General features: G+C 72.7%; 20 protein-coding genes. 13 read left to right on the top strand and 7 right to left on the bottom strand.

Annotated elements, in window-relative coordinates:
• Nucleotides 1-43: 43 nt before the first annotated feature.
• On the bottom strand, nucleotides 44-1567 hold the full coding sequence (locus ACZ7LU_RS33885; RefSeq protein WP_471918918.1) for an MDR family MFS transporter: 1524 nt from the start codon (nucleotides 1565-1567) through the stop codon (nucleotides 44-46).
• A 377-nt stretch (nucleotides 1568-1944) separates the two neighbouring features.
• Here ACZ7LU_RS33885 and ACZ7LU_RS33880 point away from each other — a divergent pair, with 377 nt between their 5' ends.
• Both ACZ7LU_RS33880 and ACZ7LU_RS33875 read left to right on the top strand, forming a co-directional pair.
• Nucleotides 1945-2733: an ABC transporter ATP-binding protein gene (locus ACZ7LU_RS33880; RefSeq protein WP_398303489.1), complete on the top strand. Its 789-nt coding sequence runs from the start codon at nucleotides 1945-1947 to the stop codon at nucleotides 2731-2733.
• A complete protein-coding gene (locus ACZ7LU_RS33875; RefSeq protein WP_471918917.1) occupies nucleotides 2730-5312 on the top strand; it encodes an ABC transporter permease in 2583 nt (860 codons plus the stop codon). Before ACZ7LU_RS33880 ends, ACZ7LU_RS33875 begins: the two co-directional genes overlap by 4 nt.
• A 92-nt stretch (nucleotides 5313-5404) precedes the next feature.
• Here the strand turns inward: ACZ7LU_RS33875 and ACZ7LU_RS33870 are convergent, their stop codons facing one another.
• Genes ACZ7LU_RS33870 through ACZ7LU_RS33860 form a run of 3 tightly spaced genes read right to left on the bottom strand, consistent with a single transcriptional unit; the run spans nucleotide 5405 to nucleotide 7843 of the window.
• Nucleotides 5405-6886, bottom strand: a complete 1482-nt coding sequence (locus ACZ7LU_RS33870) for a DUF2079 domain-containing protein (protein WP_471918916.1) — start codon at nucleotides 6884-6886, stop codon at nucleotides 5405-5407.
• An 8-nt stretch (nucleotides 6887-6894) separates the two neighbouring features.
• Nucleotides 6895-7332: a hypothetical protein gene (locus ACZ7LU_RS33865; RefSeq protein ID WP_468715480.1), complete on the bottom strand. Its 438-nt coding sequence runs from the start codon at nucleotides 7330-7332 to the stop codon at nucleotides 6895-6897.
• Nucleotides 7325-7843: a SigE family RNA polymerase sigma factor gene (locus tag ACZ7LU_RS33860; RefSeq protein ID WP_468304653.1), complete on the bottom strand. Its 519-nt coding sequence runs from the start codon at nucleotides 7841-7843 to the stop codon at nucleotides 7325-7327. The genes ACZ7LU_RS33865 and ACZ7LU_RS33860 overlap by 8 nt, the downstream gene beginning before the upstream one ends.
• A 297-nt stretch (nucleotides 7844-8140) precedes the next feature.
• On the opposite strand from ACZ7LU_RS33860, the gene mfd reads away from it, so the two are divergent.
• Complete coding sequence (gene mfd / locus ACZ7LU_RS33855) at nucleotides 8141-11671, top strand: transcription-repair coupling factor (protein ID WP_398303499.1); 3531 nt, start codon at nucleotides 8141-8143, stop codon at nucleotides 11669-11671.
• A gap of 24 nt (nucleotides 11672-11695) precedes the next feature.
• Here the strand turns inward: mfd and ACZ7LU_RS33850 are convergent, their stop codons facing one another.
• Together ACZ7LU_RS33850 and ACZ7LU_RS33845 are read right to left on the bottom strand one after the other, a co-directional pair.
• Nucleotides 11696-12121 carry a nuclear transport factor 2 family protein gene (locus ACZ7LU_RS33850; protein ID WP_471918915.1) on the bottom strand — a complete coding sequence of 142 codons (426 nt, stop codon included), beginning with the start codon at nucleotides 12119-12121 and terminating at the stop codon, nucleotides 11696-11698.
• Between the two features lie 97 nt (nucleotides 12122-12218).
• Nucleotides 12219-12638 carry a hypothetical protein gene (locus tag ACZ7LU_RS33845; RefSeq protein WP_468304647.1) on the bottom strand — a complete coding sequence of 140 codons (420 nt, stop codon included), beginning with the start codon at nucleotides 12636-12638 and terminating at the stop codon, nucleotides 12219-12221.
• A 90-nt stretch (nucleotides 12639-12728) separates the two neighbouring features.
• Between ACZ7LU_RS33845 and ACZ7LU_RS33840 the strand changes: the two genes are divergently transcribed.
• From ACZ7LU_RS33840 to ACZ7LU_RS33830, 3 genes are all read left to right on the top strand, one after another.
• Nucleotides 12729-13445, top strand: a complete 717-nt coding sequence (locus ACZ7LU_RS33840) for an MOSC domain-containing protein (protein ID WP_398303505.1) — start codon at nucleotides 12729-12731, stop codon at nucleotides 13443-13445.
• The gene (locus ACZ7LU_RS33835) at nucleotides 13442-14164 is read left to right on the top strand and encodes an HNH endonuclease family protein (protein ID WP_471918914.1); all 723 of its coding nucleotides are present in this window, start codon (nucleotides 13442-13444) and stop codon (nucleotides 14162-14164) included. Before ACZ7LU_RS33840 ends, ACZ7LU_RS33835 begins: the two co-directional genes overlap by 4 nt.
• Nucleotides 14165-14716: 552 nt before the next feature.
• On the top strand, nucleotides 14717-15475 hold the full coding sequence (locus ACZ7LU_RS33830) for a GNAT family N-acetyltransferase (RefSeq protein WP_471918913.1): 759 nt from the start codon (nucleotides 14717-14719) through the stop codon (nucleotides 15473-15475).
• A gap of 60 nt (nucleotides 15476-15535) precedes the next feature.
• On the opposite strand, the gene ACZ7LU_RS33825 is transcribed toward ACZ7LU_RS33830, so the two are convergent.
• Nucleotides 15536-16291, bottom strand: a complete 756-nt coding sequence (locus tag ACZ7LU_RS33825; protein ID WP_468087334.1) for a hypothetical protein — start codon at nucleotides 16289-16291, stop codon at nucleotides 15536-15538.
• Nucleotides 16292-16489: 198 nt separating this feature from the next.
• On the opposite strand from ACZ7LU_RS33825, the gene ACZ7LU_RS33820 reads away from it, so the two are divergent.
• From ACZ7LU_RS33820 to ACZ7LU_RS33790, 7 genes are all read left to right on the top strand, one after another.
• Nucleotides 16490-18565, top strand: coding sequence for an N-6 DNA methylase (locus tag ACZ7LU_RS33820; protein ID WP_471918912.1), 2076 nt, complete (start codon nucleotides 16490-16492; stop codon nucleotides 18563-18565).
• A gap of 99 nt (nucleotides 18566-18664) precedes the next feature.
• Nucleotides 18665-19255 (top strand): hypothetical protein, encoded by a 591-nt coding sequence (locus ACZ7LU_RS33815; protein WP_471918911.1) that lies wholly within the window; start codon nucleotides 18665-18667, stop codon nucleotides 19253-19255.
• Between the two features lie 2 nt (nucleotides 19256-19257).
• Nucleotides 19258-20787 carry a serine/threonine-protein kinase gene (locus tag ACZ7LU_RS33810; protein WP_468715489.1) on the top strand — a complete coding sequence of 510 codons (1530 nt, stop codon included), beginning with the start codon at nucleotides 19258-19260 and terminating at the stop codon, nucleotides 20785-20787.
• A gap of 145 nt (nucleotides 20788-20932) precedes the next feature.
• A complete protein-coding gene (locus tag ACZ7LU_RS33805) occupies nucleotides 20933-21607 on the top strand; it encodes a SurA N-terminal domain-containing protein (protein WP_471918910.1) in 675 nt (224 codons plus the stop codon).
• A gap of 53 nt (nucleotides 21608-21660) precedes the next feature.
• Entirely contained in the window at nucleotides 21661-22671 is a 1011-nt protein-coding gene (locus ACZ7LU_RS33800; protein WP_471918909.1) for a nucleoside triphosphate pyrophosphohydrolase, read from the top strand.
• Between the two features lie 43 nt (nucleotides 22672-22714).
• Nucleotides 22715-24724 (top strand): tetratricopeptide repeat protein, encoded by a 2010-nt coding sequence (locus tag ACZ7LU_RS33795; protein WP_471918908.1) that lies wholly within the window; start codon nucleotides 22715-22717, stop codon nucleotides 24722-24724.
• A 45-nt stretch (nucleotides 24725-24769) separates the two neighbouring features.
• The gene (locus ACZ7LU_RS33790) at nucleotides 24770-26101 is read left to right on the top strand and encodes a cytochrome P450 family protein (protein ID WP_471918907.1); all 1332 of its coding nucleotides are present in this window, start codon (nucleotides 24770-24772) and stop codon (nucleotides 26099-26101) included.
• The last annotated feature ends 25 nt before the right edge of the window (nucleotides 26102-26126 follow it).

Genomic DNA, 26126 nt, shown 5'->3' with positions numbered 1-26126 from the left:
TACTTGTAAGTAGGGGTGGCGTGCGGGGTTTTCGGGGATCCGGTCAGTCGGTCTGTTGTGTGGGGGACAACTGCTCCTGCTGAGGGGCGAGTTGCGCGTCCTTGAGGACGGGGAAGCGCCGCGGTGCCAGGAAGAGGAGGACGAGCAGGGCGAGTACGGCGGCACAGCCCGCCCCGAGGTACACCGCGTCGACGGCGGAGTCGACGGCCCGCCGCAGCGGCTCGGGGTCGGCCACCGACCCCGGGTCGTCCAGGATGCGCGCCACCGAGTCGAGGGACCCGGCCCCGTCGAGGCGCGCGCTGAGCACTCCGTTGGCGACCGCGCCGAACAGGGCGGCGCCCAGCGTCTGCCCGATCTGGCGGCAGAACAGGACGGACGCGGTGGCCGTGCCGCGCTCGGCCCAGCCGACGGTGGACTGGACGCCGACGATGAGCGGCAGCTGGAAGATCCCGAGGGCCGCGCCGAGCAGCAGCATGAGCAGGGCGGGCTGCCAGGCGGAGCCGGGGTAGGGCAGCAGGGGGAACGCGAAGAGGATCAGCGCGGCCGCGGAGATGCCGGTGATCGCGGTGTTGCGGAAGCCGATCCTGCGGTACACGTGCTGGCTGAGCGCGGCGGAGACCGGCCAGCTCAGCGTCATCACGGAGAGCACGAATCCGGCGGCGACGGGGGCGAGTCCGAGCACGGACTGGGCGTACGTGGGGAGGAAGACGGTCGGCGCGACCATCAGCAGGCCGAGCGCGCCGAGGGCGAGGTTGACGGCGGCGATGGTGCGCCTGCGCCAGACCCAGCCTGGAATGATCGGTTCCGCGGCCCGGCGCTCGACGAGGACGACGACGGCGATCAGCGCCAGCCCGGCGGCGAAGAGGGCGAGGGAGGGCACCGACAGCCAGTCCCAGGCGACCCCGCCCTGCACGAGCGCGGTCAGGAGGGTGCCGCCGCAGGCGAAGACGGCGAGCGCGCCGGGCCAGTCGACGCGGCCGCGCGGCACGCTCTCCCGCTCGGGTTCGTGCAGGTGGCGCATGATCAGCCAGAGCGCGACCGCGCCGATGGGCAGATTGATCAGGAAGATCCAGCGCCAGTCGGTGTACGAGGTGATGAGGCCGCCGAGCGCGGGCCCCGCGACGGCCGACGTGGCCCAGACCGTGGACAGCTTGGCCTGGATCTTGGGGCGTTCCTTGAGCGGGTAGAGGTCCGCGGCGAGGGTCTGCACGGTGCCCTGGACGGCGCCGCCGCCGAGTCCCTGGACGACGCGGAAGGCGATGAGCGACTCCATGTTCCAGGCGAGCGCGCAGAGCGCGGAGCCGAGGAGGAAGAGCACGCAGCCCGTGATGAGCACGGGCTTGCGGCCGAACGTGTCGGAGAGCTTGCCGTAGACGGGCAGGGTCACCGTGGCCGCGAGGAGGTAGCCGGAGAAGAGCCAGGAGAAGATCGAGAAGCCGCCGAGCGTGCCCACGATCTGCGGGACGGCGGTCGACACGATGGTGGAGTCGACGGCGACCAGCGCCATGGCGAGCATGAGCGCGGCGACGACCGCGCCCCTGCCCCGTATCGCTTCCTGGGTGCCCACGGAACTTCCTTCCCCCTGCACGCGGTTGCTGCGGGCCACTTTCTCACCCGGGGGAGGAGCCGGGGAGGGTGCGGGGCAGGCGCGGGGCGAGCGCGGTGCGGGGGGACGGCGACCCTGAGTCGATCTCCACCGACGGGTGGAGATCCCCTAGGGGAACCTCCGTACAACGGACTGGGGAGCGTTCGTCCCACTGGAGGATGAGCGGGCCCCGGCCGGTCCTTAGATTGGCTTTACGGCGCACCGCACCGGCGGGGGTGGGGTTTTCCCCCGGAAAAGACTGCGCTGAGCACCAGCGCGCCGAACCCCCCTGTGACACCAGACTTGTTCGCACGGCGAACGCGCCCGACCCACCGCATGACCGACATAGGAGACTTACCGTGACAACGGCTGTGACCACACCCAGGCACGGGGGCACTGGAGGGCGTACGGCCGTGGCGGCACGGGCGCGCCAGGTCGTGAAGGCGTACGGCAGCGGGGAGACCCGTGTCGTCGCGCTCGACCGCATCGACGTCGACATCGCCCGCGGGCAGTTCACCGCGATCATGGGCCCCTCCGGCTCCGGCAAGTCCACCCTCATGCACTGCCTCGCGGGCCTCGACACGGTCAGCGAAGGGCAGATCTACCTCGACGAGACCGAGATCACCGGCCTCAAGGACAAGAAGCTCACGCAGCTCCGCCGGGACCGCATCGGCTTCATCTTCCAGGCGTTCAACCTCCTCCCCACGCTGAACGCCATCGAGAACATCACGCTCCCGATGGACATAGCGGGCCGCAAGCCCGACCGGGCCTGGCTCGACCAGGTCGTGGAGACCGTGGGCCTCGCCGGGCGCCTCAAGCACCGCCCGACCGAGCTCTCCGGCGGCCAGCAGCAGCGCGTCGCCGTGGCCCGCGCCCTCGCCTCCCGGCCGGAGATCATCTTCGGTGACGAGCCGACCGGAAACCTCGACTCCCGGGCCGGCGCGGAGGTCCTCGGCTTCCTGCGCCGCTCGGTGACCGACCTCGGCCAGACCATCGTGATGGTCACCCACGACCCGGTCGCCGCCTCGTACGCGGACCGCGTCCTGTACCTCGCCGACGGCCGGATCGTCGACGAGATGCACCACCCCACCGCCGACCAGGTCCTCGACCGCATGAAGTCCTTCGACGCCCGGGGGCGCACGTCATGACCGTCCTCAAGACCTCGATGCGCAACTTCTTCGCGCACAAGGGACGCATGGCGCTCTCCGCGGTGGCCGTGGTCCTTTCGGTGGCGTTCGTCTGCGGCACGCTCGTCTTCTCCGACACGATGAGCACCACCTTCGACAAGCTCTTCGCGGCGACCTCCGCCGACGTCACCGTCACCCCCAAGTCCGCGAAGGACGCGGGCGAGACGCCCCGCAGCGGCAAGCCCGAGTCGCTGCCCGCCTCCGTCGTCCGTGAGGCCGGGAAGGTCCCGGGCGTGAAGGCCGCCGAAGGCGCCGTCAGCAGCCAGAGCGTGACCGTCGTCGACAAGAAGAACAAGAACATGGGGCCGACCAGCGGCGGCCCGACCATCGCCGGCAACTGGACGCGCAACGACCTGCGTTCGATGGACATCACCTCCGGCCACGCCCCGCGCGGCCCCACCGAGGTGATGGTCGACGCCGACACCGCGGACAAGCACGACCTGAAGATCGGTGACGAGCTGCGCACGATCGCCGCGACCGGCGACCACACCGCGAAGATCTCCGGCATCGCCACCTTCAAGGTGACCAACCCCGGCGCCGCGATCTTCTACTTCGACACCGCCACCTCCCAGCGTGAACTCCTCGGCGCCACCGGCCGGTTCACGCACGTCAACCTCACCGCGGCCGCGGGCGTCAGCGACACCGAGCTGAAGGCCGACGTCGCGGCGGCCCTGGACAAGGCCGCGTACGACATCAAGACGCAGAAGGAGACCGCCGACGACGGCCGCAAGGAGGTCGGCAGCTTCCTCGACGTCATGAAGTACGCGATGCTCGGCTTCGCCGGAATCGCCTTCCTCGTCGGCATCTTCCTCATCATCAACACCTTCTCGATGCTGGTCGCCCAGCGCACCCGCGAGATCGGCCTGATGCGCGCTATCGGCTCCAGCCGCAAGCAGGTCAACCGCTCGGTGCTCGTCGAGGCGCTGCTGCTCGGCGTGTTCGGCTCCGTCCTCGGCGTCGGCGCGGGCATCGGCCTCGCCGTCGGCCTCATGAAGCTCATGGCCGGCATGGGCATGGAGCTCTCCACCGGCGACCTCACCGTCAGCTGGACGACACCCGTCGTCGGCATGGTCCTCGGCATCGTCGTCACCGTCCTCGCCGCCTACCTCCCCGCACGACGGGCCGGCAAGGTCTCGCCGATGGCCGCGCTGCGCGACGCGGGCACCCCCGCCGACGGCAGGGCGAGCGCGCTGCGCGCCGTCATCGGCCTGGTCCTCACCGGCGCCGGCGTCTTCGCCCTCTACGCCGCGGCGCAGGCCGACAAGGCCAAGGAAGGCTCCCTCTTCCTCGGCGGCGGTGTCGTCCTCACCCTCATCGGCTTCGTCGTCATCGGCCCCGTGCTCGCCTCCGGCGTCGTCCGCGTCCTCAGCGCGGTGCTCCTGCGGGCCTTCGGCCCGGTCGGCCGCATGGCCGAGCGCAACGCCCTGCGCAACCCGCGCCGCACCGGCGCCACCGGCGCGGCCCTGATGATCGGCCTCGCCCTGGTCGCCTGCCTCTCCGTCGTCGGCTCCTCGATGGTCGCGTCGGCCACGGAGGAGCTCGACAAATCGGTCGGCGCCGACTTCATCGTGCAGCCCACCCAGCCCGGCATCTCCATCACCACGAAGGCCGCCGAGGCCCTGGAGAAGGCCGACCACATCGGCCACATCACGCGCTACAAGCAGATCGAGGCGGACCTGACCACACCCGACGGCAAGGCCGTGGACGGCGTCGGCCTGAGCGCCGCCGACCCGACGTACGCCAAGGACCTGCGCCGCGAGACGGTCGCCGGTGAACTGTCCGCCGCGTACGGGAAGAACGCCATGTCGGTCGGCGACGAGTTCGCCGAGAAGCACGGCCTGAAGGTCGGCGACGAGCTGAAGGTCGCCTTCGAGCACGGGAAGACGGCGAAGCTGCGGCTCTCGGCCATCACCAAGGACGACGGCACCGTCGACAACGGCGCGATGTACCTGAACATCACGACCCTGGAGCAGTACGTCCCCGCGGACCGGATGCCGCAGAACGACATCATGTTCGCCACGGCCGACAAGGGCCAGGAGGACGCCGCGTACACCTCCCTGAAGAAGTCCCTGGAGGCGTACCCGCAGTACAAGGTGATGGACCAGACCGACTTCAAGCAGACCCTGAAGGACCAGGTCGGCCAGCTCCTCAACATGGTCTACGGCCTGCTCGGCCTGGCGATCATCGTCGCGATCCTGGGCGTCGTGAACACCCTGGCCCTCTCCGTGGTGGAGCGCACCCGCGAGATCGGCCTGATGCGGGCCATCGGCCTCTCGCGCCGCCAGCTGCGCCGCATGATCCGCCTGGAGTCCGTGGTCATCGCCCTCTTCGGTGCGCTGCTCGGCCTCGGCCTGGGCATGGGCTGGGGCGCGACGGCCCAGCAGCTCCTCGCCCTGGAGGGCCTGAAGGTCCTGGAGATCCCGTGGCCGACGATCATCGCGGTCTTCGTCGGGTCGGCGTTCGTGGGCCTCTTCGCGGCGCTGGTCCCGGCCTTCCGGGCCGGCCGGATGAACGTCCTCAACGCCATCGCCACCGAATAGCCACCGCCACGGGGGTGCGGGGGAGACACCGGCCCCGGCGGGCGCGCGCACAGCGCACCCGCCGGGGCCGGTGGTGTGTGTCCCCCTGGGCCCTACTCCCTGCGCAGCAGCACGTACCCGTACGCCGCGTCCTCGGCGACGTACCGCTCGCCCGGGTGCAGCTTGCCCGCGTACGCGACCGGGTCCTTCGTCCAGCCGGAGCGGACGTCGAGAGCGATGTACTGGGGGACGACCGGGTCGGCCGCGCCCACCCAGAAGACGCGGGCCCGCGAGGTCAGCCTGCTGACCGGCCCGATGTTCGCCTCGACGGTGGCGCCGTCCGGGACCCGGTCAAGAACTCGCTCCACGGCGGTGACCTGCTCGCTCTTCTCGTACGTCCACGACTCGGTGACGCCCGCCAGCGGCAGGGACGTCGTGAGGGCGAGCGCGGCCGCGGCGGCGCAGGCCGGCAGCAGGTCCGCGTACCGGCGCAGCCACGCCCGCCGGTCGCGGCGCGCGGCGGCGACGGCGTCGGCGAAGGCGAGCAGCACGACGGGCATCAGGACGGCGCTGTAGTGCCAGTCGGTGCCCCAGTAGTGGTCGTCGGCGGAGACGAACCGCCAGCCGAGGGTGGGGAGCGCGACCAGGAGCAGCGGCGAGCGCAGCGCGAGCAGCCCGGTGGGGATCAGCAGCCAGGCGAGGGTGCGCAGCTTGGTGCCGGCACCGTCGAGGACCCCGGCGCCGCCCGCATCGCCGACCTTGTCCCAGTAGTCGTACGCGCCGACCGAGTTGAACGCGGGAATGACCAGGGTGAGGGTGACGAGAGTGGCGACCACGCCGAACGCGGCGACCCCGAGGGCGTGGCGCAGGGCCTTCGGGTCCGTGCGGCGGCACCGGATCGCCACGACCACGGCGATCGCCGCGAGGGTCGCGCCCAGGTCCTCCTTGACGAGGACGAGCGGCAGCGCCCAGAGCAGGGCGGCCCGCCACCGCTGCCGCAGCAGCGCTTCGAGGGAGAAGGCGATCAGCGGCAGCGCGAAGCAGATCTCGTGGAAGTCGAAGTCGACGGCGCGCTGGACGCCCCACGACAGTCCGTACGCCACCCCGACGGCGAGCCCCGGGCCGCGCCCCAGGAGCCGGGTCGCCGCCCGGGTCACGGGGACGACGGACACGGCGATGAGCAGCGCCTGCGCGACGAGCAGCGTGACCGGCGAGGGGAAGACGCGGTAGGCGGGCGCGAGGAGGGCGGTGACGGGGCTGAAGTGGTCACCGAGGATGTTCGCGCCGGGCCCCTTGAGGTCGGCCACCGGCACTTGGAGGTGCGCGTAGGCGCGGACGGCCTGCTCGAAGATGCCGAGGTCCCAGGAGCGCGTCTCGAGGCGCCGGTACCGGCTGACGGACACGACGGCGTACGCGAGGAACAGGCCGGCGGCGAGCAGGTGCGGGGCGCGGTCCCAGAGGCGTCCCGCCCTGTCGGGGGCGGTGCCGGTCCGGTCCCGCTCCGGTATGGGCTCGTGGGAGGGGGAGTAGGCCGGCCCCTCCGGCGTGCGAGGAGCGGGGTCCGGGGCGGAGCCCTGTGCGGTGGCGGTGCGCATCAAAGAAGTCAGTCCCCCGGCGGAGCGGTGGTCGGTGTGGTGGTGGGCGGTGTGGTCGGTGTCGCGGAATCCGGCGGCGGCAGGGACGTCGACGGCATCCGGGACGGCGTCCCCGTCGGCGGGGGCGAGTCCCGCGCGGGGGAGCCCGACCGGTCGGGCAAGGAGGACGACTCCGGGAGGGAGGCCGACTTCGTCGGGCTGGGCGGCACCGCGGGCCCCACCGGTTCGCCCTCGCGGCCCAGCTGCAGCGCGGCGACCGCCGCGCCCCCGGACACCAGGCACACGGCGAGCGCCGCGCCCGCCGCGTAGGTCCGGCGCCTGCGGCGGGCGCCGCGCGCGGCGACCTGTCCGGCGGGGACCGGCGAGGCGAGCCTGCCGCCCGACGCGGCGGCCCGCTTCAGCGCGACGGCGAGGCTGTCGTCGGCCGGGGAGTGGGGCTCAGGCACGGTGCTCCTCCGAGGTGGGCGCGTCGCCGGCGGGCGCGTCGTCGAGATGCGGCGCGAGCGCCGCCCTGGCACGGGACAGGTGGGACTTGACGGTCCCGGCCGCGATCCCGGTCTCCGCGGCGACCTGCTGCACGCTCAGGTCGCACACGTAGTGCAGCACCGCCACGCGCCGCTGCCGCTCGGAGAGCCGCCGCAACGCGGCGACCAGCGCGACCGTGTCCGGCTCGGGCTCGGGCACGGTGCCCGCCCGCTCCCCGTGGTGGCGCCGCCAGGCGTCCGCGGCCCGCCCGCGCCGCCGCCACCGGCTGACGGCGAGCCGCCAGGCGACGGTCCTGATCCACGCCTCGGGCCCGGCGTCGCGCTCGAGACGGGCGCGGCGCGCCCAGGCGCGGACGAAGGCCTCCTGGACGACGTCCTGTGCCTCGTGGAGGTCGCCCGTCATCAGATACACCTGCCCGACCAGCGGTCGCACGGAGTGCGCGTAGAACGCCTCGAACTCCTCGTCGGTCAAGTGGTCTCCTGGTGCGTGTGGCGCATGGCTCTCGAAGGCAGTACGCCTGGGACACACGTCCGGTTTACGCGGTGGGAAAGAATTTTCGAGCAGCGGTTTCCGGTCATGGTTTCCGGTCATTGTGCGGGAGGGCGCGCACGGCCCCGCCCGCCGGGGCTCGCCGGGCCCGCCCGTACCATGCCGCGCCGATCACCCCGTAGTCGTACGCTGGAGACCCCCGGCCCGTGCGACGTGCCGGGCGGTTCGCGTTGCCCACCCACTCCGGCTCACCCCCGGTACCTGGACGGAAAGCCTTCAATGAGCCTGCACGGTCTGCTCGACGCTGTCGTCAAGGACTCGGCACTCGCCGAAGCGGTCAAGGCCGCGACCGACGGCCACCGCACGCACATCGACCTGGTCGGCCCGCCCGCCGCCCGGCCCTTCGCGGTGGCGGCGCTGGCCCGCGAGTCCGGCCGCACCGTCCTCGCCGTGACGGCCACCGGCCGCGAGGCCGAGGACCTGGCCGCGGCGCTGCGCACGATCCTGCCGCCCGACGGCGTCGCGGAGTACCCGTCGTGGGAGACGCTGCCGCACGAGCGCCTCTCGCCCCGCTCCGACACGGTCGGCCGCCGCCTCGCCGTGCTGCGCCGCCTCGCCCACCCCCGCACGGACGACCCGGAGACCGGCCCGGTCTCGGTGGTCGTCGCACCGGTCCGCTCCGTCCTCCAGCCGCAGGTCAAGGGGCTCGGCGACCTGGAGCCCGTGGCGCTGCGCTCCGGCGAGACCACCGATCTGAACGAGGTCGTGGCGGCGCTGGCGGCAGCCGCGTACTCCCGGGTCGAGCTGGTCGAGAAGCGCGGCGAGTTCGCCGTGCGCGGCGGCATCCTCGACGTCTTCCCGCCCACCGAGGAGCACCCGCTGCGCGTGGAGTTCTGGGGCGACGACGTCGAGGAGATCCGGTACTTCAAGGTCGCCGACCAGCGCTCGCTCGAAGTCGCCGAGCACGGTCTGTGGGCGCCGCCCTGCCGCGAGCTGCTGCTCACCGACGAGGTGCGGGAGAAGGCCGCCGCCCTCGCGGAGCTGCACCCGGAGCTCGGCGAGCTGCTCGGGAAGATCGCCGAGGGCATCGCGGTCGAGGGGATGGAGTCGCTGGCCCCGGTCCTGGTGGACGACATGGAGCTGCTGCTCGACGTGCTGCCGAAGGGCTCCATGGCGGTGGTCTGCGACCCGGAGCGGGTGCGGACGCGCGCGGCCGACCTGGTGGCGACGTCGCAGGAGTTCCTCCAGGCCAGCTGGGCGGCGACGGCCGGTGGCGGCGAGGCGCCCATCGACGTGGACGCCGCGTCGCTCTGGGGCATCGCGGACGTCCGCGACCACGCCCGCGACCTCGGGATGATGTGGTGGTCGGTTTCGCCGTTCGCGGCCGACGAAGACCTTGGCGCGGACACCCTCAAGCTGGGCATGCATGCCCCCGAGACGTACCGCGGCGACACCGCGAAGGCCCTCGCCGACACCAAGGGCTGGCTCGCCGACGGCTGGCGCACCGTCTATGTGACCGAGGGCCACGGCCCCGCCGCCCGCACCGTCGAGGTCCTCGGCGGCGAGGGCATCGCGGCCCGCCTCGACGGCGACCTCGGCGAGCTGACGCCCTCCCTGGTGCACGTCTCCTGCGGCTCGATCGACTACGGCTTCATCGACCCGGCGCTCAAGCTCGCCGTCCTCACCGAGACCGACCTCTCCGGCCAGAAGGCGGCCGGCAAGGACGGCCAGCGCATGCCGGCCCGCCGCCGCAAGACCATCGACCCGCTGACCCTGGAGGCCGGCGACTACATCGTCCACGAGCAGCACGGCGTCGGCCGCTACATCGAGATGGTGCAGCGCACCGTCCAGGGCGCCACCCGCGAGTACCTCGTCGTGGAGTACGCCCCCGCCAAGCGCGGCCAGCCCGGCGACCGGCTCTACATCCCCACCGACCAGCTGGAGCAGATCACCAAGTACGTCGGCGGCGAGGCCCCGACGCTGCACCGGCTCGGCGGCGCCGACTGGACGAAGACGAAGGCGCGCGCGAAGAAGGCGGTCAAGGAGATCGCCGCGGACCTCATCAAGCTGTACTCCGCCCGCATGGCCGCGCCCGGCCACGCCTTCGGGCCCGACACGCCCTGGCAGCGCGAGCTGGAGGACGCCTTCCCCTATGTGGAGACGCCCGACCAGCTCACCACGATCGCCGAGGTCAAGGAGGACATGGAGAAGACGGTCCCGATGGACCGCCTGATCTGCGGCGACGTCGGCTACGGCAAGACCGAGATCGCGGTCCGCGCCGCCTTCAAGGCGGTGCAGGACGGCAAGCAGGTCGCGGTGCTCGTGCCCACGACGCTCCTCGTCCAGCAGCACTTCGGCACGTTCTCCGAGCGGTACTCGCAGTTCCCGGTCAACGTGAAGGCGCTCAGCCGCTTCCAGACGGACACGGAGTCGAAGGCGACCCTCGAAGGGCTGCGCGACGGCTCGGTGGACATCGTCATCGGCACCCACCGCCTCTTCTCCTCCGAGACCAGGTTCAAGGACCTGGGCCTGGTCATCGTCGACGAGGAGCAGCGCTTCGGCGTCGAGCACAAGGAGCAGCTGAAGAAGCTCCGCGCCAACGTCGACGTCCTGACGATGTCGGCCACCCCCATTCCCCGTACGCTCGAAATGGCCGTCACCGGCATCCGGGAGATGTCGACGATCACGACGCCCCCCGAGGAGCGCCACCCGGTCCTGACCTTCGTCGGGCCGTACGAGGAGAAGCAGATCGGCGCCGCCGTCCGCCGCGAACTGCTGCGCGAGGGCCAGGTCTTCTACATCCACAACCGCGTCGAGTCGATCGACCGCGCGGCGGCCAGGCTCCGCGACATCGTCCCCGAGGCGCGCATCGCGACGGCCCACGGCCAGATGTCGGAACAGGCCCTGGAGCAGGTGGTCGTCGACTTCTGGGAGAAGAAGTTCGACGTCCTTGTCTCGACGACGATCGTCGAATCGGGCATCGACATCTCCAACGCCAACACGCTGATCGTGGAGCGGGGCGACAACTTCGGCCTGTCGCAGCTGCACCAGCTGCGCGGCCGCGTCGGCCGGGGCCGCGAACGCGGCTACGCCTACTTCCTCTACCCGCCGGAGAAGCCGCTCACGGAGACCGCCCACGAGCGCCTCGCCACGATCGCCCAGCACACGGAGATGGGCGCGGGCATGTACGTGGCGATGAAGGACCTGGAGATCCGCGGCGCCGGAAACCTCCTCGGCGGCGAGCAGTCGGGCCACATCGCGGGCGTCGGCTTCGACCTGTACGTCCGCATGGTGGGCGAGGCGGTGGCCGACTACCGCGCGTCCCTGGAGGGCGGCGTGGAGGAGGAGCCGCCGCTGGAGGTCAAGATCGAGCTGCCGGTCGACGCGCACGTCCCGCACGACTACGCCCCCGGCGAGCGCCTGCGCCTCCAGGCCTACCGCGCCATCGCCTCCGCCAACACGGAGGAGGACATCAAGGCGGTACGCGAGGAACTCACCGACCGCTACGGCAAGTTGCCGGAGCCGGTGGAGAACCTCCTCCTCGTGGCGGGCCTGCGCATGCTGGCCCGCGCCTGCGGTGTCGGCGAGATCGTCCTCCAGGGCACCAACATCCGCTTCGCGCCGGTGGAGCTGCGGGAGTCGCAGGAGCTCAGGCTCAAGCGCCTCTACCCCGGCACGGTCATCAAGGCGACCGCGGGCCAGGTCCTGGTCCCCCGCCCGAAGACGGCGAAGGTCGGCGGCAAGCCGCTGGTCGGCCGGGAACTGCTCGGCTGGGTCGGGGAGTTCCTGACGTCGATCCTGGGCTCGTAGGCGTACGGGAGAGGCCATAAAGGGTTACGCGGTGCACGCCTCGGCGATCGAGAGACTGTTCTCGTAGAGGTGGTGCCGCGTGATCCGCCCGTCCTCGACGGTGAGGCGCAGCGCGAAGGGGCCCTCGAAGGACTTTCCGGTCGCGCGCACGGTGCCCGAGAGGTGCCCGAACAGGACGGCGTCGGTGCCGTCGACGAGGAAGGTGTCGAGGGAGGCCCGGGCGTCCTCGGCGACGGAGTGCTCGGCCATCTCCGCGGCCTGCGCGGCACACTCGGCGCCGGTGGAGCGCGGGCGGATCCACGGAACGACGGGGTTCTCGGCGAGCAGCCAGTCGACGTCGTCGGCGAACAGCTCCACCATCCGCCCGGTGTCCCCGGCGAGCCGGGCCCGGAGGAACTCCTCGACGACGGAGCGGGTGTGGGCGGCGATGTCGGTGCTCGTGGCGGTCATGGGGCCCTCCTCGGGGTGCGGCTCTCGGCTGATGGGTCCGATCCTGCCGGGGAGGCGGAGAGCGGTCGATTACCGCGGAGGTAATCGTCCGCCCGTCTCAGTCCTGGAACAGCTGGTCCTCCTTGTCCCGGCACAGGGCGTGGGCCGCGCCCATGATGCGGGACGTCTGCTTCTTGGTGGTGCCGAGCCGGCGCGTGGACTCGGTGAACTGCTCGCCGAGCGCGGCTCCCCGGACGGTGCACAGGGCGTCGCCCTCGGCGACGAGCGCGTCGTCCTTGATGTGGTCGAGGTCCGGGTAGTGCTTCCGCAGCGTCTTCAGGAAGAACGCGGCGGCGGGCCCTTGCAGTCCGCGCCCCTCGGGGACGGGCGACGCGCTCACCGACGGTGACGCGCTCGCGGAAGAAGCGGAAGGAGCGGCCGGGGCGGACGAGTCGTCGGACGGGCCGCACGCCGTGGTGCCGAGAGCGATCGCGGCGAGCACGAGGACGAGCCGGGACCTGGGCAGACGCTTGCGCATGAATCTCCTGATAGGTGAGTGAACAGGAGATATTCTCACGGCCGTTACCGTGGTGGGCGCGAGAGTCCGCCCAGGGGAGGAGAGAGCGCCGTGACGCTCAAGGTCGTGGGTCTGCGCCGGTATCCGGTGAAGTCGATGCTCGGCGAGGAACACGACCGGCTGGAGGTCCACGAGCGCGGCGTCGTGGGCGACCGCCTGTGGGCCCTGCGCCACGCCGACGGCAAGCTGGGCAGCGGCAAGAACCACGCTCGCTTCCGCCGCATCCCGGGACTGCTCGAACACTACGCGTCGTACGACGAGGACGGTCTGCCCGTCGTCACCGCGCCGGACGGCGCCACGCTGCGCCCCGGCGATCCCCGCGTCCCCGAACGCTTCGGCGAGGGCGTCGAGCTGGTCCGGGAAGGGCCGGACAGCGGGCCGGAGGGCCACAAGGACGTCTCCGCCGTCTCCCTCGTCGGCACCGCCTCGCTCCGCGCGCTCGGCGACCTGCTCGGTGACGCCGACCCCGTCGACGTACGGCGGCTGCGCAAGAACATCGTCGTGGAGACCGAGGAGCCCTGGGTCGAGGAGAACTGGATCGGCCGCGAGATCGTCATCGGCGGCGGGCAGGGTGCGGAGCCGCTGCGGCTGCGCGGGGTCAAGCGCGTCAAGCGCTGCGTCATGGTCACCCAGGCCCAGCCCGGCCTCCCTGTCGACAACCGCGTCCTCAAGACCCTCACCGCCGTCCGCGGCATGTGCATCGGCATCCACACGGACGTCGTGACGCCCGCCGGAGTCGCCCTCGGCGACACGGTGGTGGTCCTGTGAACCGCCGTACCACCTCGGCCCTGCTCGCGCTGGTCACCGCCCCCGCGCTCCTGACCGGCTGCGACACCGGCTCCGAGGACACGGCGGAAGGCGGCGCGGGACCCCGCGCCGAGGCCGGGTCCGCACTCGCCGCCGTCGACTCCCTCACCGTCAAGGGGCGGGCGCCCAAGACGGGTTACGACCGCGACCGGTTCGGCAGCCCGTGGGCCGACACCGACTCCAACCACTGCCCGACCCGGGACGACATCCTCAAGCGGGACCTGGAGGACGTCCGGTACCAGGGCGGCGGGTGCCGGGTGGTCTCCGGGAAGCTCGCGCCCGACCCGTACACCGGCAGGGAAGTGACGTTCCGGCGCGGCCGCAGCCAGGTCGACATCGACCATGTCGTGGCGCTCTCGGACGCCTGGCAGAAGGGCGCGTTCCGTTGGGAGCCGAGCAAGCGCATAGCGTTCGCCAACGACCCGCTCAACCTCCTCGCGGTCGACGCGGGCACCAACCGCGGCAAGAGCGACGGCGACACGGCGACGTGGCTGCCGCCGAACAAGTCGTACCGCTGCGCGTACGTCGCCGGACAGGTCGCGGTGAAGAAGAAGTACGGGGTGTGGGTGACTGCCGCGGAACGCGACGCAATGCGAAAGGTTCTCGGGGCCTGCCCCGACGAGAAACTCCCGTCGGGCGACGCCCCGACGAAGGCCCCGCCCCGCTTCCGTGCCCCGTAGGGGCCTATAAGCGGCTCCGCCGCGTGGGCGAGACTAGCCCGGGGTGGGCAGACGCGTCTGCGGGGTTTTGGCCGTTGGCCTGGTGCGGGTCGTCGGGGGCTGGTCGCGCAGTTCCCCGCGCCCCTGGGTGGGCCCCGCTCCCGCTTTAGAGCCCCGCAGGGGCCTCTAAGGGGCGCGGGGCTGTGTCATATGCGGCTCCGCCGCGTGGGCGCGACCGGTCCGGGGCGGGCAGACGCGTCTGCGGGGTTGCGGCCGTTGGCCCGGTGCGGGCTGTCGGGGGCTGGTCGCGCAGTTCCCCGCGCCCCTGGGTGGGTCCTGCCCCCGCTTTAGGGCCCCGCAGGGGCCTCTAAGGGGCGCGGGGAACTGCGCGAGCGGGCCAAGGCGGCCCGCAGTCGCCGACGATTGCGCCGTGGGCAGACGCATCTGCGGGGTTGCGGCCGTCGGGGGCTGGTCGCGCAGTTCCCCGCGCCCCTGACGGGGCACGAGCCGACCGGAGCGGCGCCGCAGAAAAACAGATACCGCCCGCCCCGCGGGACACGTACCGTGCGGGACATGGACCTCAAGATCACGACCTTGGCCGAGCGGCCCGACCTCGCGGACCCGCTGTGGCACATGGCCGAGGACTGGCCGGAGTTCATCCTGCACGACCCGGTCGGCTGGTCCTTGATCGGACGGATCGTCAAGGAACTTCCGGAGTACGTCCTGGTGGCCACGGACGAGACCGGCACGGGCGGGACCGGCAAGGTCATAGCCCGTGCGTTCAGCGTGCCGCTCGCCCTGCGCTCCCGCGGCGACGGCGAACTGCCCGACGGAGGCTGGGACCAGGTGCTGCTGTGGGCCTTCTCCGACCTGCGGCACGGCAAGGCCGCCGACACCGTGAGCGCCATCGAGATAACCGTCGACGAGGCGGCGCGCGGCAAGGGGATATCCGGGCGGATGCTCGCGGCCATGCGGGACAATGCTCGTGCGCGCGGCTTCACCGAGGTCGTCGCGCCCGTGCGGCCCAACGCCAAGCACCTCGAACCGGCCTCGCGGATCGACGAGTACGCGTACCGCACCCGCGAGGACGGCCTGCCGCACGACCCGTGGCTGCGGGTGCACGTGCGGGCGGGCGGCGTCATCGAGAAGGTCGCGCACGCCTCCATGACGGTGTCCGGGTCGACCGCGCAGTGGCGGGAGTGGACCGGGCTGCCGTTCGACGAGGAGGGTCCGGTGGAGGTGCCGGGCGCGCTGGTGCCGGTCCACTGCGAACCGGCCCGCGGCTACGGCGTGTACGTCGAGCCGAACGTGTGGGTGCGGCACACGCTCTGAGCGGCCCGAGCGGCCCGAGCGGCCCGAGCGGCCCGAGCGGCCCGAGCGGCCCGAGCGGCGTCAGCTGCCCAGGTTGTCGAGGTCGAGGACCTTGCCGGCGGGCGGCGCGGTCTTCACGGGCTTGTCGTAGTCGGTGAATGTCAGGTACTCCGGCTTCGCCGTGCCCCTGTCGACGATCTTCAGCAGGTACGGCTTGCCCTCGGTGGCGACGTAGATCGTGTACTTGTCCTTGGCGTCGTGGGCGTTGATCTTGATGGCGGGAGTGCCGTCGAGGGTGGTCGTCGCGCCCCTGCGGGCGTTGGAGTTGATGCCCTCGAAGTCCGTGAGCAGTTCGTCGAGGTCGCACATGCCGGCGATGTCCTTCGCGTCGGCGCCCGACGCCTTCGTCTTCGCCCAGCGGCCCGCGAGCATGTCGACCACGGCGTCGGTCTCGTCCTTCGGCTCCCCCTTGCTCTGGGCGCGCAGGAACTTCTCGTCGTACTTCACGTAGACCGTCTTGTCCCCGGGGACGATCAGGTCGAACGAGCCCTCGTCGCCCACCGCCAGTTTGCCCGCGCACTTGCCCGAGGTGTCGAGGGCCAGGTTCATCTTCATCCGGCCGGGCTCGTCGTCCGAGACCTCGCCCGCGAGCTTCAGCGACTCGGCGCCCTTGGTCGCCTTGACGGCCTTGTCGACGATCTCGGTGCCCGACATGCCCGCGAAGGGCTCCTTCGGCTTGTCGTCCTTCTCGGAACCGCAGGCGGTGAGGCCGACGGCCGCGGCGACGAGGCAGGCCGCGACGGCGGCGGTACGGCGCGGGTGGTGACGGTGACGCATGGAAATCCCCCCAGGGAACTCGTTCGGTGGGGAACATCAGACCAGGATCCTGTGAACCGAGTCAACGCGAGTATCGGTGGATCTTGGGTTAACGCCGTGAAGCGGTCCGTGCCGCTGATCGCCTGGGTATGCTCGACCCCGCGCGACTGACCCCGCGCACGACGCGCGACTGACCCCGCGCACGAGGGGAGCTGCCAGATGACGCCGCGGGACGACGCGACCGAAGTCACCGCCGCCGGGATCGCCCGCCTTGCCGGGGTGGGGCGCGCCGCCGTGAGCAACTGGCGCAGGCGGCACGGCGACTTCCCCAAGCCCGTCGGGGGCACCGACACCAGCCCCTCCTTCGCGCTCGCCGAGGTCGAGCGGTGGCTGCGCGGCCAGGGCAAGCTCGTCGAGGTCCCGCTCCGCGAACGCGTCTGGCAGCAGCTCGCCGGCCACCCCGCGGGCCCCGTCACCGCCCTCCTGCACGCCGGCTGCGCCCTGCTCCTGATCCGCGACAAGCCGTCCGCCTGGCTCGCGGTGAGCGCCGTGTCCGACGAACGGCTTGCGCAACTCCTGCCGGGTGAGCTGGACGAGGTGGTGGCGGCGCGGTTCGGGGTGCGGCGCGGGCGCGCCGTCCGCGTCCCCGCACCCACCGAACTCCTGCCGTCCGCACCGCTGTTGCGCGGAGTCGCCGAGCTCGCGTCCGAGCTGGGTGCGAAGCAGACGTACGAGTTCCTGCTCGGCCGTCAGACCGACGCCAACCCCCGCCAGTACACGCTCACCCCGCCGGGGCCCGCCGAGCTGATGGCGCGGATCGCCGAGAGCAGGGCCCCCGCCCGCACCGTCCTCGACCCCGCCTGCGGCACCGGCGCCCTCCTGCGCGCCGTCACGCCCCGCCCCGACCAGTACCTGTACGGCCAGGACAGCGCCCCGGAGCTCGCCGCTCTCACCGCGCTCCGGCTCGCCCTGCACTCCGACGCGACCGTGCGCACCGCCGCCGCCGACACCCTGCGCGCCGACGCCCACGAAGGCCGCAAGGCCGACGCCGTCCTCTGCCACCCGCCGTTCAACGAACGCAACTGGGGCCACGACGAACTGGCCTACGACCCCCGCTGGGAGTACGGCTTCCCGGCCCGCTCGGAGTCCGAACTCGCCTGGGTCCAGCACGCGTTGGCCCGCCTCACCGACAGCGGCACCGCCGTCCTCCTGATGCCGCCCGCCGCCGCGTCCCGCCGCTCGGGCCGCCGCATCCGCGCCGACCTGCTGCGCCGCGGCGCGCTCCGCGCCGTCATCGCCCTGCCGGCCGGCGTGGCGCCCCCGTACAACCTGCCCCTGCACGTCTGGGTGCTGCGCAGGCCGGACCCCGCGGCGCGGCCCGCGCCCGAGCTGCTGCTCATGGAGACGGCCGCTCTGCCGGCCGCCGACGGACGCGACAAGCAGCTGTGGCCCGCCGTGCGGGACGCCGTGCTCGACGCCTGGCAGCACGTCGAGCGGCACGGCACCCTCGACGAACGCCCCGGCTCGGCCCGCTGCGTGCCCGTGCTCGAACTCCTCGACGACGAGGTCGACCTGGCCCCCGCGCGCCGGCTTCCGCCACCCGCCGAGGCCGGCGGCGGCACGGAGCTCGCGGCTGTCCACAGCGGCCTGGGCGAGGCGCTGCGCCGGGCCGCCGACCTCACACCGCCACAAGGCGATCTGACCCCGTCGACCGCGGACACCGCACGCCCGCCGCTCACCACCGTCGGCGAACTGGCCCGCGCCGGCGCCCTGTCGCTGCACACCGGCACCGGCGCGGGAGCCACGGGCGCCCCCGTCCTCACCGACCACGACGTGCTCGCCGGCACCGCCCCCTCCGGCATCGCGCACGAGGGCCCGGCGGACGACGACCCCGTGCGCACCGAACCCGGCGACATCGTCGTCCCGGTCTTCGGCGGCGGCGCCGCGGCCCGCGTGGTCGACGAGGCCACCGCGGGCGCCGCCCTCGGCCGCGGCCTGGCCCTGCTGCGCCCCGACCCGGCCGCCCTCGACCCGTGGTTCCTCGCCGGGTTCCTGCGCGGCACCGCCAACCACCGCCAGGCGAGCAGCTACGCGTCGACCGCCGCCCGGCTCGACGTCCGCCGCCTCCAGCTGCCCCGGCTGCCGCTCGCCGGACAGCGCGGCTACAGCGAACGCTTCCGGCGGCTCGCCGACTTCGAGGACGCCCTGCGCCACGCGGCCCGGCTCGGCGACCGGCTGGTGCGCGGCATGCACGACGGTCTGACGGAGGGAACCCTTCCGCCCGGGGCCGCGTGACCAGTACGACAACGGTTCGGTACACCCGGGACCGGTCGTGCCGGACGGCCTATACGCTCGAACCCTCAACCATTCGTTCATCGGGCACCAGGAGCAGCCATGCACGGCCAGGGCTACGCGCCGCCGCAACCGCAGCCCCCCTCCGGGGGGACGCATGTGACGCTGCGCGTGCTGTTCGTGGTGCTCGCGGTGCTGTCCTGCGGGCTCCTCTCCTGGGCCGCGATGCTGCGGCTCGCCCTCGTGACCCGCAAGTCGTACGACTGGGTCGTCCTCGGCCTCGTGACGGCCCTCGACATCGTGGCCATCGTGCTCGTCGGCATCGACCCGGGCGAGGAGGAGTTCCAGGGCCCCGGCAACGCCGGCATGATCGTGACGCTCTGCACGATGGTCGCCGCCGTCGCGTACTACCTGTTCGCGGACATACGCCACTTCAGCCCGTACCGGCAGCAGCCGCAGTTCACCGGCTACGCGCAGCCGCAGCCTTCGTACGGCTACCCGCAGCCGCCCGCCCCGGCCGCACCCGCCCCGGCCGCACCCGCCCCGCTCCACGCGCAGCCCACCCAGCTCGGTCACCCGCCGTTCCAGCAGACCCCGCCGCCCGCGCGCCCCGCCCCCGCCCGCATCCACCAGGTCAGGGCCGAGCTCGACGAGCTGAGTGACTACCTGCGCAAGCAGGAAGGCGGCAGCTGACGGTGCGCGTCGTCGCCGGGCGCTACGAACTCTCCACGCTCATCGGCCAGGGCGGCATGGGCCAGGTCTGGACGGCCTACGACCAGCGCCTGGACCGGCGCGTCGCCGTCAAGCTGCTCAGGCCCGACCGGGTCGCGGGCGCCGAGGCCGAGGAGCTGCGCCGCCGCTTCGTGCGCGAGTGCCGCGTCACCGCGCAGGTCGACCACCCCGGCCTCGTCACCGTGCACGACGCGGGCAGCGAGGGCGAGGACCTCTACCTCGTCATGCAGTACGTCGACGGCGCCGACCTCGGCGACCACCTCGCCGAGCACGACCCCTACCCCTGGCAGTGGGCCGTCGCCGTCGCCGCCCAGCTGTGCGCCGTGCTCTCCGCGGTGCACGCCGTGCCGATCGTCCACCGCGACCTCAAGCCGCGGAACGTCATGGTCAAGCAGGACGGCACCGTCTCCATCCTCGACCTCGGCATCGCCTCGGTCATGGACACCGACACCACCCGCCTCACCCACACCGGATCGCCCATCGGCAGCCCCGCCTACATGGCCCCCGAACAGGCCATGGGCGGCGCGGTCGGCCCGTACACCGACCTCTACGCACTCGGCGTACTGCTGCACGAACTCCTCAGCGGCGACGTGCCGTTCTCCGGATCCACCGCCCTCGGCGTCCTCCACCGCCACCTCTACGAACCGCCGCTGCCGGTCCGCCGGCTGCGCCCCGAGGTGCCCGAGGCCCTGGAGACCCTCGTCCTGCGGCTGCTCGCCAAGGACCCCCAGCACCGCCACGGCAGCGCCCAGGAGGTCTACGCGGAACTGGCGCCGCTGCTGCCCGCCCGCGGCATCCCCGCCGGCCACCCCCTCGACCCCACCCGCCCCTTCGTGCGCCCGCACGCACCGTGGCCGGACCGCGCGACGACACCCGCGCCCGCCCCCGACATGCCGCCGCACCCCCCGGGCACACCGGACGCACCCCCCGGGCAGGACATCGCCCGGGCCGTCGAGGACGTCAAGCGGCTCCTCGGCGAGGGCCGCATCACCCAGGCCGTGGACATCCTCGGCGCGATCCTCCCGGCCGCCGCCGCCAAGCACGGCGAGCACTCACCCGTCGTCCGCACCCTGCGCAAGCAGTACGCCGCCACCCTCATGGACGACGGCCAGTACCGCCGCGCCCTGCCCGAACTGCGCCGCCTCGCCGACGAGCGCGCCGCCGAGTCAGGACAGGCCGACCCGCACTCGCTCCAGTTCAGGTACGAGGCCGCGCAGTGCCTGGAACAGCTCGGCGAACCGGCCGCGGCCCTCGCCGAGTACCGCGCGCTGCTCCCCTACTACGAGAACCAGTACGCGACGGAGGACCGCCACCAGTCCCTGGAGATCCGCCGCCGCATCGGCCAGCTGCTCCTCGCCCTCGGCGACCGGCACGCCGCCCACGACACGCTGGCCCGGCTGCTGCACGACGCGGAGCTGCTGCACGGCCCCGGCCACCCGTTCCCCGCGGAGATCCGGCGCACGCTCCAGTGGCTCGGACAGGTGCGCGGTTAGCGACGGGCGGTGGAGTGGTGCCGGGTGCCCGAACTCCGGCCGAATCGTTGGTCGAATGGCTGGCCGAGAAGACGGCCACTGCCTACCATCGATCACTGCCGGACTTTGTGCACCGACGCACAAACTCGTAGCAGGGAGGCCCACCTTGCACCGCCGCAACAGCCGTCGCACCGCGCTCATCCTCTCCACCGCCGCGCTCGCCGCCGCTCCCCTCCTCACCGCCTGCGGCAGCGAAGCGCACCCAGGCGCCGCGGCCGTCGTGGGCGGCGACCGCATCACGGTCGCGCAGCTGGAGGGCCGGGTGAACGAGGTGCGCGAGGCGCAGCGGGCCGCCATCCCCGACGACGCGCAGTACTCCCAGGCCATCGCCAAGTCCGGCGGCCTCACCCGCAACACCCTGCACACGATGGTGCTCGACAAGGTCCTGCACCGCGCGGCCACCGACGCCGGGGTGAGCGTCACGCGCCGCGACATCCAGACCATGCGGGCCGCCATGGAGCAGCAGGAGGGCGGCAAGAAGGCCCTCGAGCAGTCCTGGCTGCAGCAGTACGGCGTGGCCCCGGCGCGCCTCGACGACAGCCTGCGCACGGAGATCGAGGCGCAGAAGCTCGCGAAGAAGCTGGACGCGGACATGCAGTCGCCCGAGGGCCAGGCGGTGTTCTGGAAGGCCCTTTCGGCCGCCTCCAAGAAGCTCGACATCGACCTGAACCCGCGCTACGGCGCATGGGACGTCGACAAGAACAAGCGCACGGACGCGAAGACCCCGTGGGTGCGCGAGGTCACCGACGCCGGGGCATCGGCGGAGGAAAGGCCGGCGTAGAAGGCGCAGGAGTATAGGGGAGGGCCGCCGGCGGGCTGGGTTACGTTCGACGGGTGAACGAGACCGAGACCACGCCCCCGGCCGACTCCGCCGACGCGCCCGCCGGCCGCGTCATCCTGCTGACCTCCAGCCACCGGGTCGCGCCCGGCCTCCTGTCCTGGCCCGCCTGGCAGGCGCTGCACGGCGCCGACGCGGTGCTGTGCGCCGACGCCTCCCACCCGCAGCTGCCGTATCTGCGGGAGGCGGGCGTGCGCGTCGAGCAGGCCGCGCCCGGTGCGCAGGAGCTGGTCGACGCCTGCGCGGGCGGCCGCACGGTCGTGGTCGTCGCCACCGCCGAGGGCGACCGGGAACTCACGGACGGCCTGGCCCGGCTCGCGGGCTCCGGCCGCGTCGCCATGCCGGACCTGGAGCTCCTCCCCGGGTCGTACGACCTGCCGGGCGCCCGCCTGCTCGACCTGGTCCAGGTCATGGACCAGATCCGCGACGAGTGCCCGTGGTCCTCGCAGCAGACGCACAAGGGTCTCGCGAAGTACGCGATCGAGGAGGCGTACGAACTGGTCGAGGCGATCGAGGAGGGCGACAGGGAGGAGCTGCGCGAGGAGCTCGGCGACGTCCTCCTCCAGGTCGTCTTCCACGCACGGATCGCCGAGGAGGCCTCCGGCGAGCCCGGCGACGAGCCGTTCTCCATCGACGACGTCGCGGGCGGCATCGTCGAGAAGCTCATCCACCGCCATCCGCACGTCTTCGGCGACGACTCGGCGGACACGCCGGAGGACGTGAAGGCGCACTGGCTCCGCACGAAGGCGGAGGAGAAGCAGCGCACGTCGGTCACCGAGGGCATCCCGCTCGGCCAGCCCGGCCTGGCGCTGGCCGCGAAGCTGGCGTCCCGGGTGCGGACAGCGGGCCTTGAGGTGGAGGTGCCCTCCGGGCAGGGCGTCGGCTATGAACTGCTCGCCCTGGCCCTGCGCGCCGAGGCGGAGGGCGTCGACCCCGAGGCGGCACTCCGCGCGGCCGCGCGGGCCTACCGGGACGCGGTGCGGGCGGCCGAGGGGGCGGACGCTTAGTACCGTTGCCTCCTGAGGCGGTTCGACGGGCGTGGGGGCTTGTGTGGCAACGGATTTGGAGGCGCTGGCCGCCGAGGCGGCGAATGTCCTCGTGGCGGCGATGCAGGGGGACGAGGGCAGATGGGGGACGGCACGCGTTCTGTTCACCGAGTTCTTCGAGCAGTCGCCTGCCGGAGTGGCCGAGGGCGAGCTCAAGGCCGGCAGGCGACGGGCGGCGGGACGGAGTGGGAGTTTCGACCAAGTCGCGCTGCGGCTGGCCTGGGCCGAGATACTGCACGGCTGCCTCAGGGCCGGAGGCCGAAAGCAGGCGAGCCGCCTCCGCACGGTCATGGCCGTCCTCGCCCCCGACGCCGGTCGGCCCGTGGCACCGACGGCGGGCTGCGACGTCGCCCCGGCCGCCGTCGTCGCCGACCTCGCGGACTCCTCCATCGACTATGCGCCCCCTGCCTGGTACACCGCCGACCAGTCCGAAGGTGACAAGGAGGCTGAGAAGCAGGCCGATGCCGCCGCCCGGAACTCCGTCACCGGCGGCGCGCAGAGCACCGTCGTGCAGGCCGACTCCATCGGCTCGCTCACCGTCAACGCCCCAGCCCCGTCACCCGCACCCCAGCACGCCGCCGCCGACGGCTGGCCCCGCCTCGACGGGCTCCGCCGCCTCGGCCTCGGCGTGCGCCCCACCCGCAGACCGGCCGGTACGACGGCGCTGCCGCCCTACGTCACCAGGGACTGCGACGACGAGCTGACCGTCCTCCTGAAGCAGGCCGCGCACTACGGCGGCCTCGTCATCGTCACGGGCGGCCCCCTGTCCGGAAAGACCTCGACGGCGTGGGCGGCCCTGCGGGCGAGTGTGGCGGAGGACGCCCGGGTCTTCGTCGCGAGCGGCGGAGCGAACCTTCGCGACCTCCCGGACCAGCTCCGGGGCCGGGAGGCCACGGGCACCCACGTGGTGTGGCTGGACGACCTGGACGGCCACCTCGCGGAGCCCGGCACCCCCGGCGTCCTCGCCAGGCTCACCCATGACCGCGTCCTCGTCCTGGCGACGATGCGGGACGAGGCGTACGACAGACACCGCTTCGGACACCATCCGGCCGCCCGCGTCCTGAGCGTCGCGCAGACCGTCGAGGTGCCCACCGAGTGGAGCGAGGCGGAGCTGGCGCGGCTCGCGACGGCCGACGACCCGCGCCTGACGGACGCCGTCCGCTGGCGCGGGGACCTCGGCATCACGGAGTTCCTCGCCCTCGGCCCGGACCTGTGGGAGGAGTGGCGCAGGGCGCGCCGCGCGGGCACGCGGCTGCTCGGCCACCTCCTGGTGCGCGCGGCGATCGACCTGGCGCGGTGCGGGCTGACCCGGGGCGTCACGCCGAAACTGCTGAGGAAGGTCCAGGAGGAGTACGACCTGGAAGGCCCCCTCGTGACCGGGGCGACGTCCGAGGAGACGTTCGAGGAGGCGCTCGCCTGGGCCACCGCGCCCCGGCACGGCGTGACGGGCCTGCTCGTACCGGGGGAGTGGCCCGGCACCTGGCGGGCGTACGGCTCGCTGATCGCGGACGCGGCCCGCTCCGAGCTGACGGAGCCGGTGCCGGACGGCGTGTGGGTCCGCGCGTACGAGGAACTGGAGCCGCATGAACCTGCCGAGCTGCGCGGTCTGGTGACCGCCTTCCGGCTGACTCTCATGCCCCGCGCCGCGAACGGGGACGCGGACGCCATGTCATGGCTCGGCCTGCTGGCGGGGGACGAGGGGGACACGGCGGCCGCCGAGGACTGGTTCCGTAAGGCCGCCGACCGCGGGCACTCCCGGGCGGCCGGCCGCCTCGGCCACCTCCTCGCGACCCGGGTCGCGTACGAGGAGGCGCTCCCCTATCTCACGGCCGCCGCGAAGGCGGGCGAGACCGGGGCGGCCGCCCTGCTCGGCCAGGTCCACCAGCACCTGGCGGTCCACTACTTCCGCATCGCCCAATCCGAGGGCGACGCCTCAGCGACCCGTCGCCTGAAGGGCCCCCTCCGCCCCACAGGCCCCCTCTCCATCCACTCCCCGGACCCTCACTTCGACTGACGCCCGAGGAAGAGCCCCGGCTCCCCCTAGGGATACGGTCGCCGCATGCACGACCAGCCGCCCGCGACCTGCCCCGCAGGAGCCACCCCCGCGCCCGGGGCGACCCCGCAGCCCGAACTCTTCAGCTGGGAGTTCGCCACCGACCCCTATCCCGCGTACGCCTGGCTGCGCGAGCACGAGCCCGTGAGCAAGCAGCGGCTTCCCAGTGGGGTCGAGGCCTGGCTGGTCACCCGGTATGCCGATGCGCGGCAGGCCCTTGCCGATCAGCGGCTCAGCAAGAATCCCGCCCACCACGCCGAGCCCGCCCACGCCAAGGGGAAGACCGGCATCCCGGGCGAGCGCAAGGCCGAGCTGATGACGCATCTGCTCAACATCGACCCGCCGGACCACACCCGGCTGCGCCGCCTCGTCGCGAAGGCGTTCACGCCGCGCCGCGTCGCCGAGTTCGCGCCGCGGGTGCAGGAGCTGACGGACCAGCTCATCGACCGGTTCGCCCGCGAGGGAAGCGCCGACCTCATCCACGAGTTCGCCTTCCCCCTCCCCATCTACGCCATCTGCGACCTGCTCGGCGTCCCCCGCGAGGACCAGGACGACTTCCGCGACTGGGCGGGCATGATGATCCGACATGGGGGCGGGCCCAGGGGCGGTGTCGCCCGGTCCGTCAAGAAGATGCGGGGCTACCTCGCCGAGCTCATCCACCGCAAGCGCCTCGAACCGGGCGACGACCTCATCTCCGGCCTCATCAAGGCCTCCGACCACGGCGAGCACCTCACCGAGAACGAGGCCGCCGCGATGGCCTTCATCCTCCTCTTCGCCGGGTTCGAGACCACCGTCAACCTCATCGGCAACGGCGTGTACGCCCTCCTCACCCACCCCGAGCAGCGCGAGCGGCTGCAGAGGGCGCTGGACGACGGCGACACCGGCCTCCTGGAGACCGGCATCGAGGAACTGCTGCGCTACGACGGGCCCGTCGAGCTCGCCACCTGGCGGTTCGCGACCGAGGCGCTCAGCATCGGCGGACAGGACATCGCGGCGGGCGACCCCGTCCTCGTCGTGCTCGCCGCCGCCGACCGCGACCCCGCCCGGTTCGACGATCCCGACACCCTCGACCTCTCCCGCCGTGACAATCAGCACCTCGGATACGGGCACGGCATCCACTACTGCCTCGGCGCCCCGCTCGCCCGCCTGGAGGGCCGCACCGCCCTCGCGACCCTGCTGCGACGCCTTCCCGACCTGCAACTGGCGGCGGATCCCGCGGATTTGCGGTGGCGTGGCGGGCTGATCATGCGAGGACTGCGCACGCTGCCCGTGGAGTTCACAACCGCACAGAAAACGGTGCCCGGCGTACACCCCACTGACGGGCCGTCAGGACTGTGATGTTCACGTGATCTCTGCTGCATCG

Source organism: Streptomyces sp. NPDC039462, assembly GCF_055639375.1.
The sequence above is the reverse complement of the archived record's forward strand: the minus strand, read 5'-3'. Positions and strand labels throughout refer to the sequence as shown.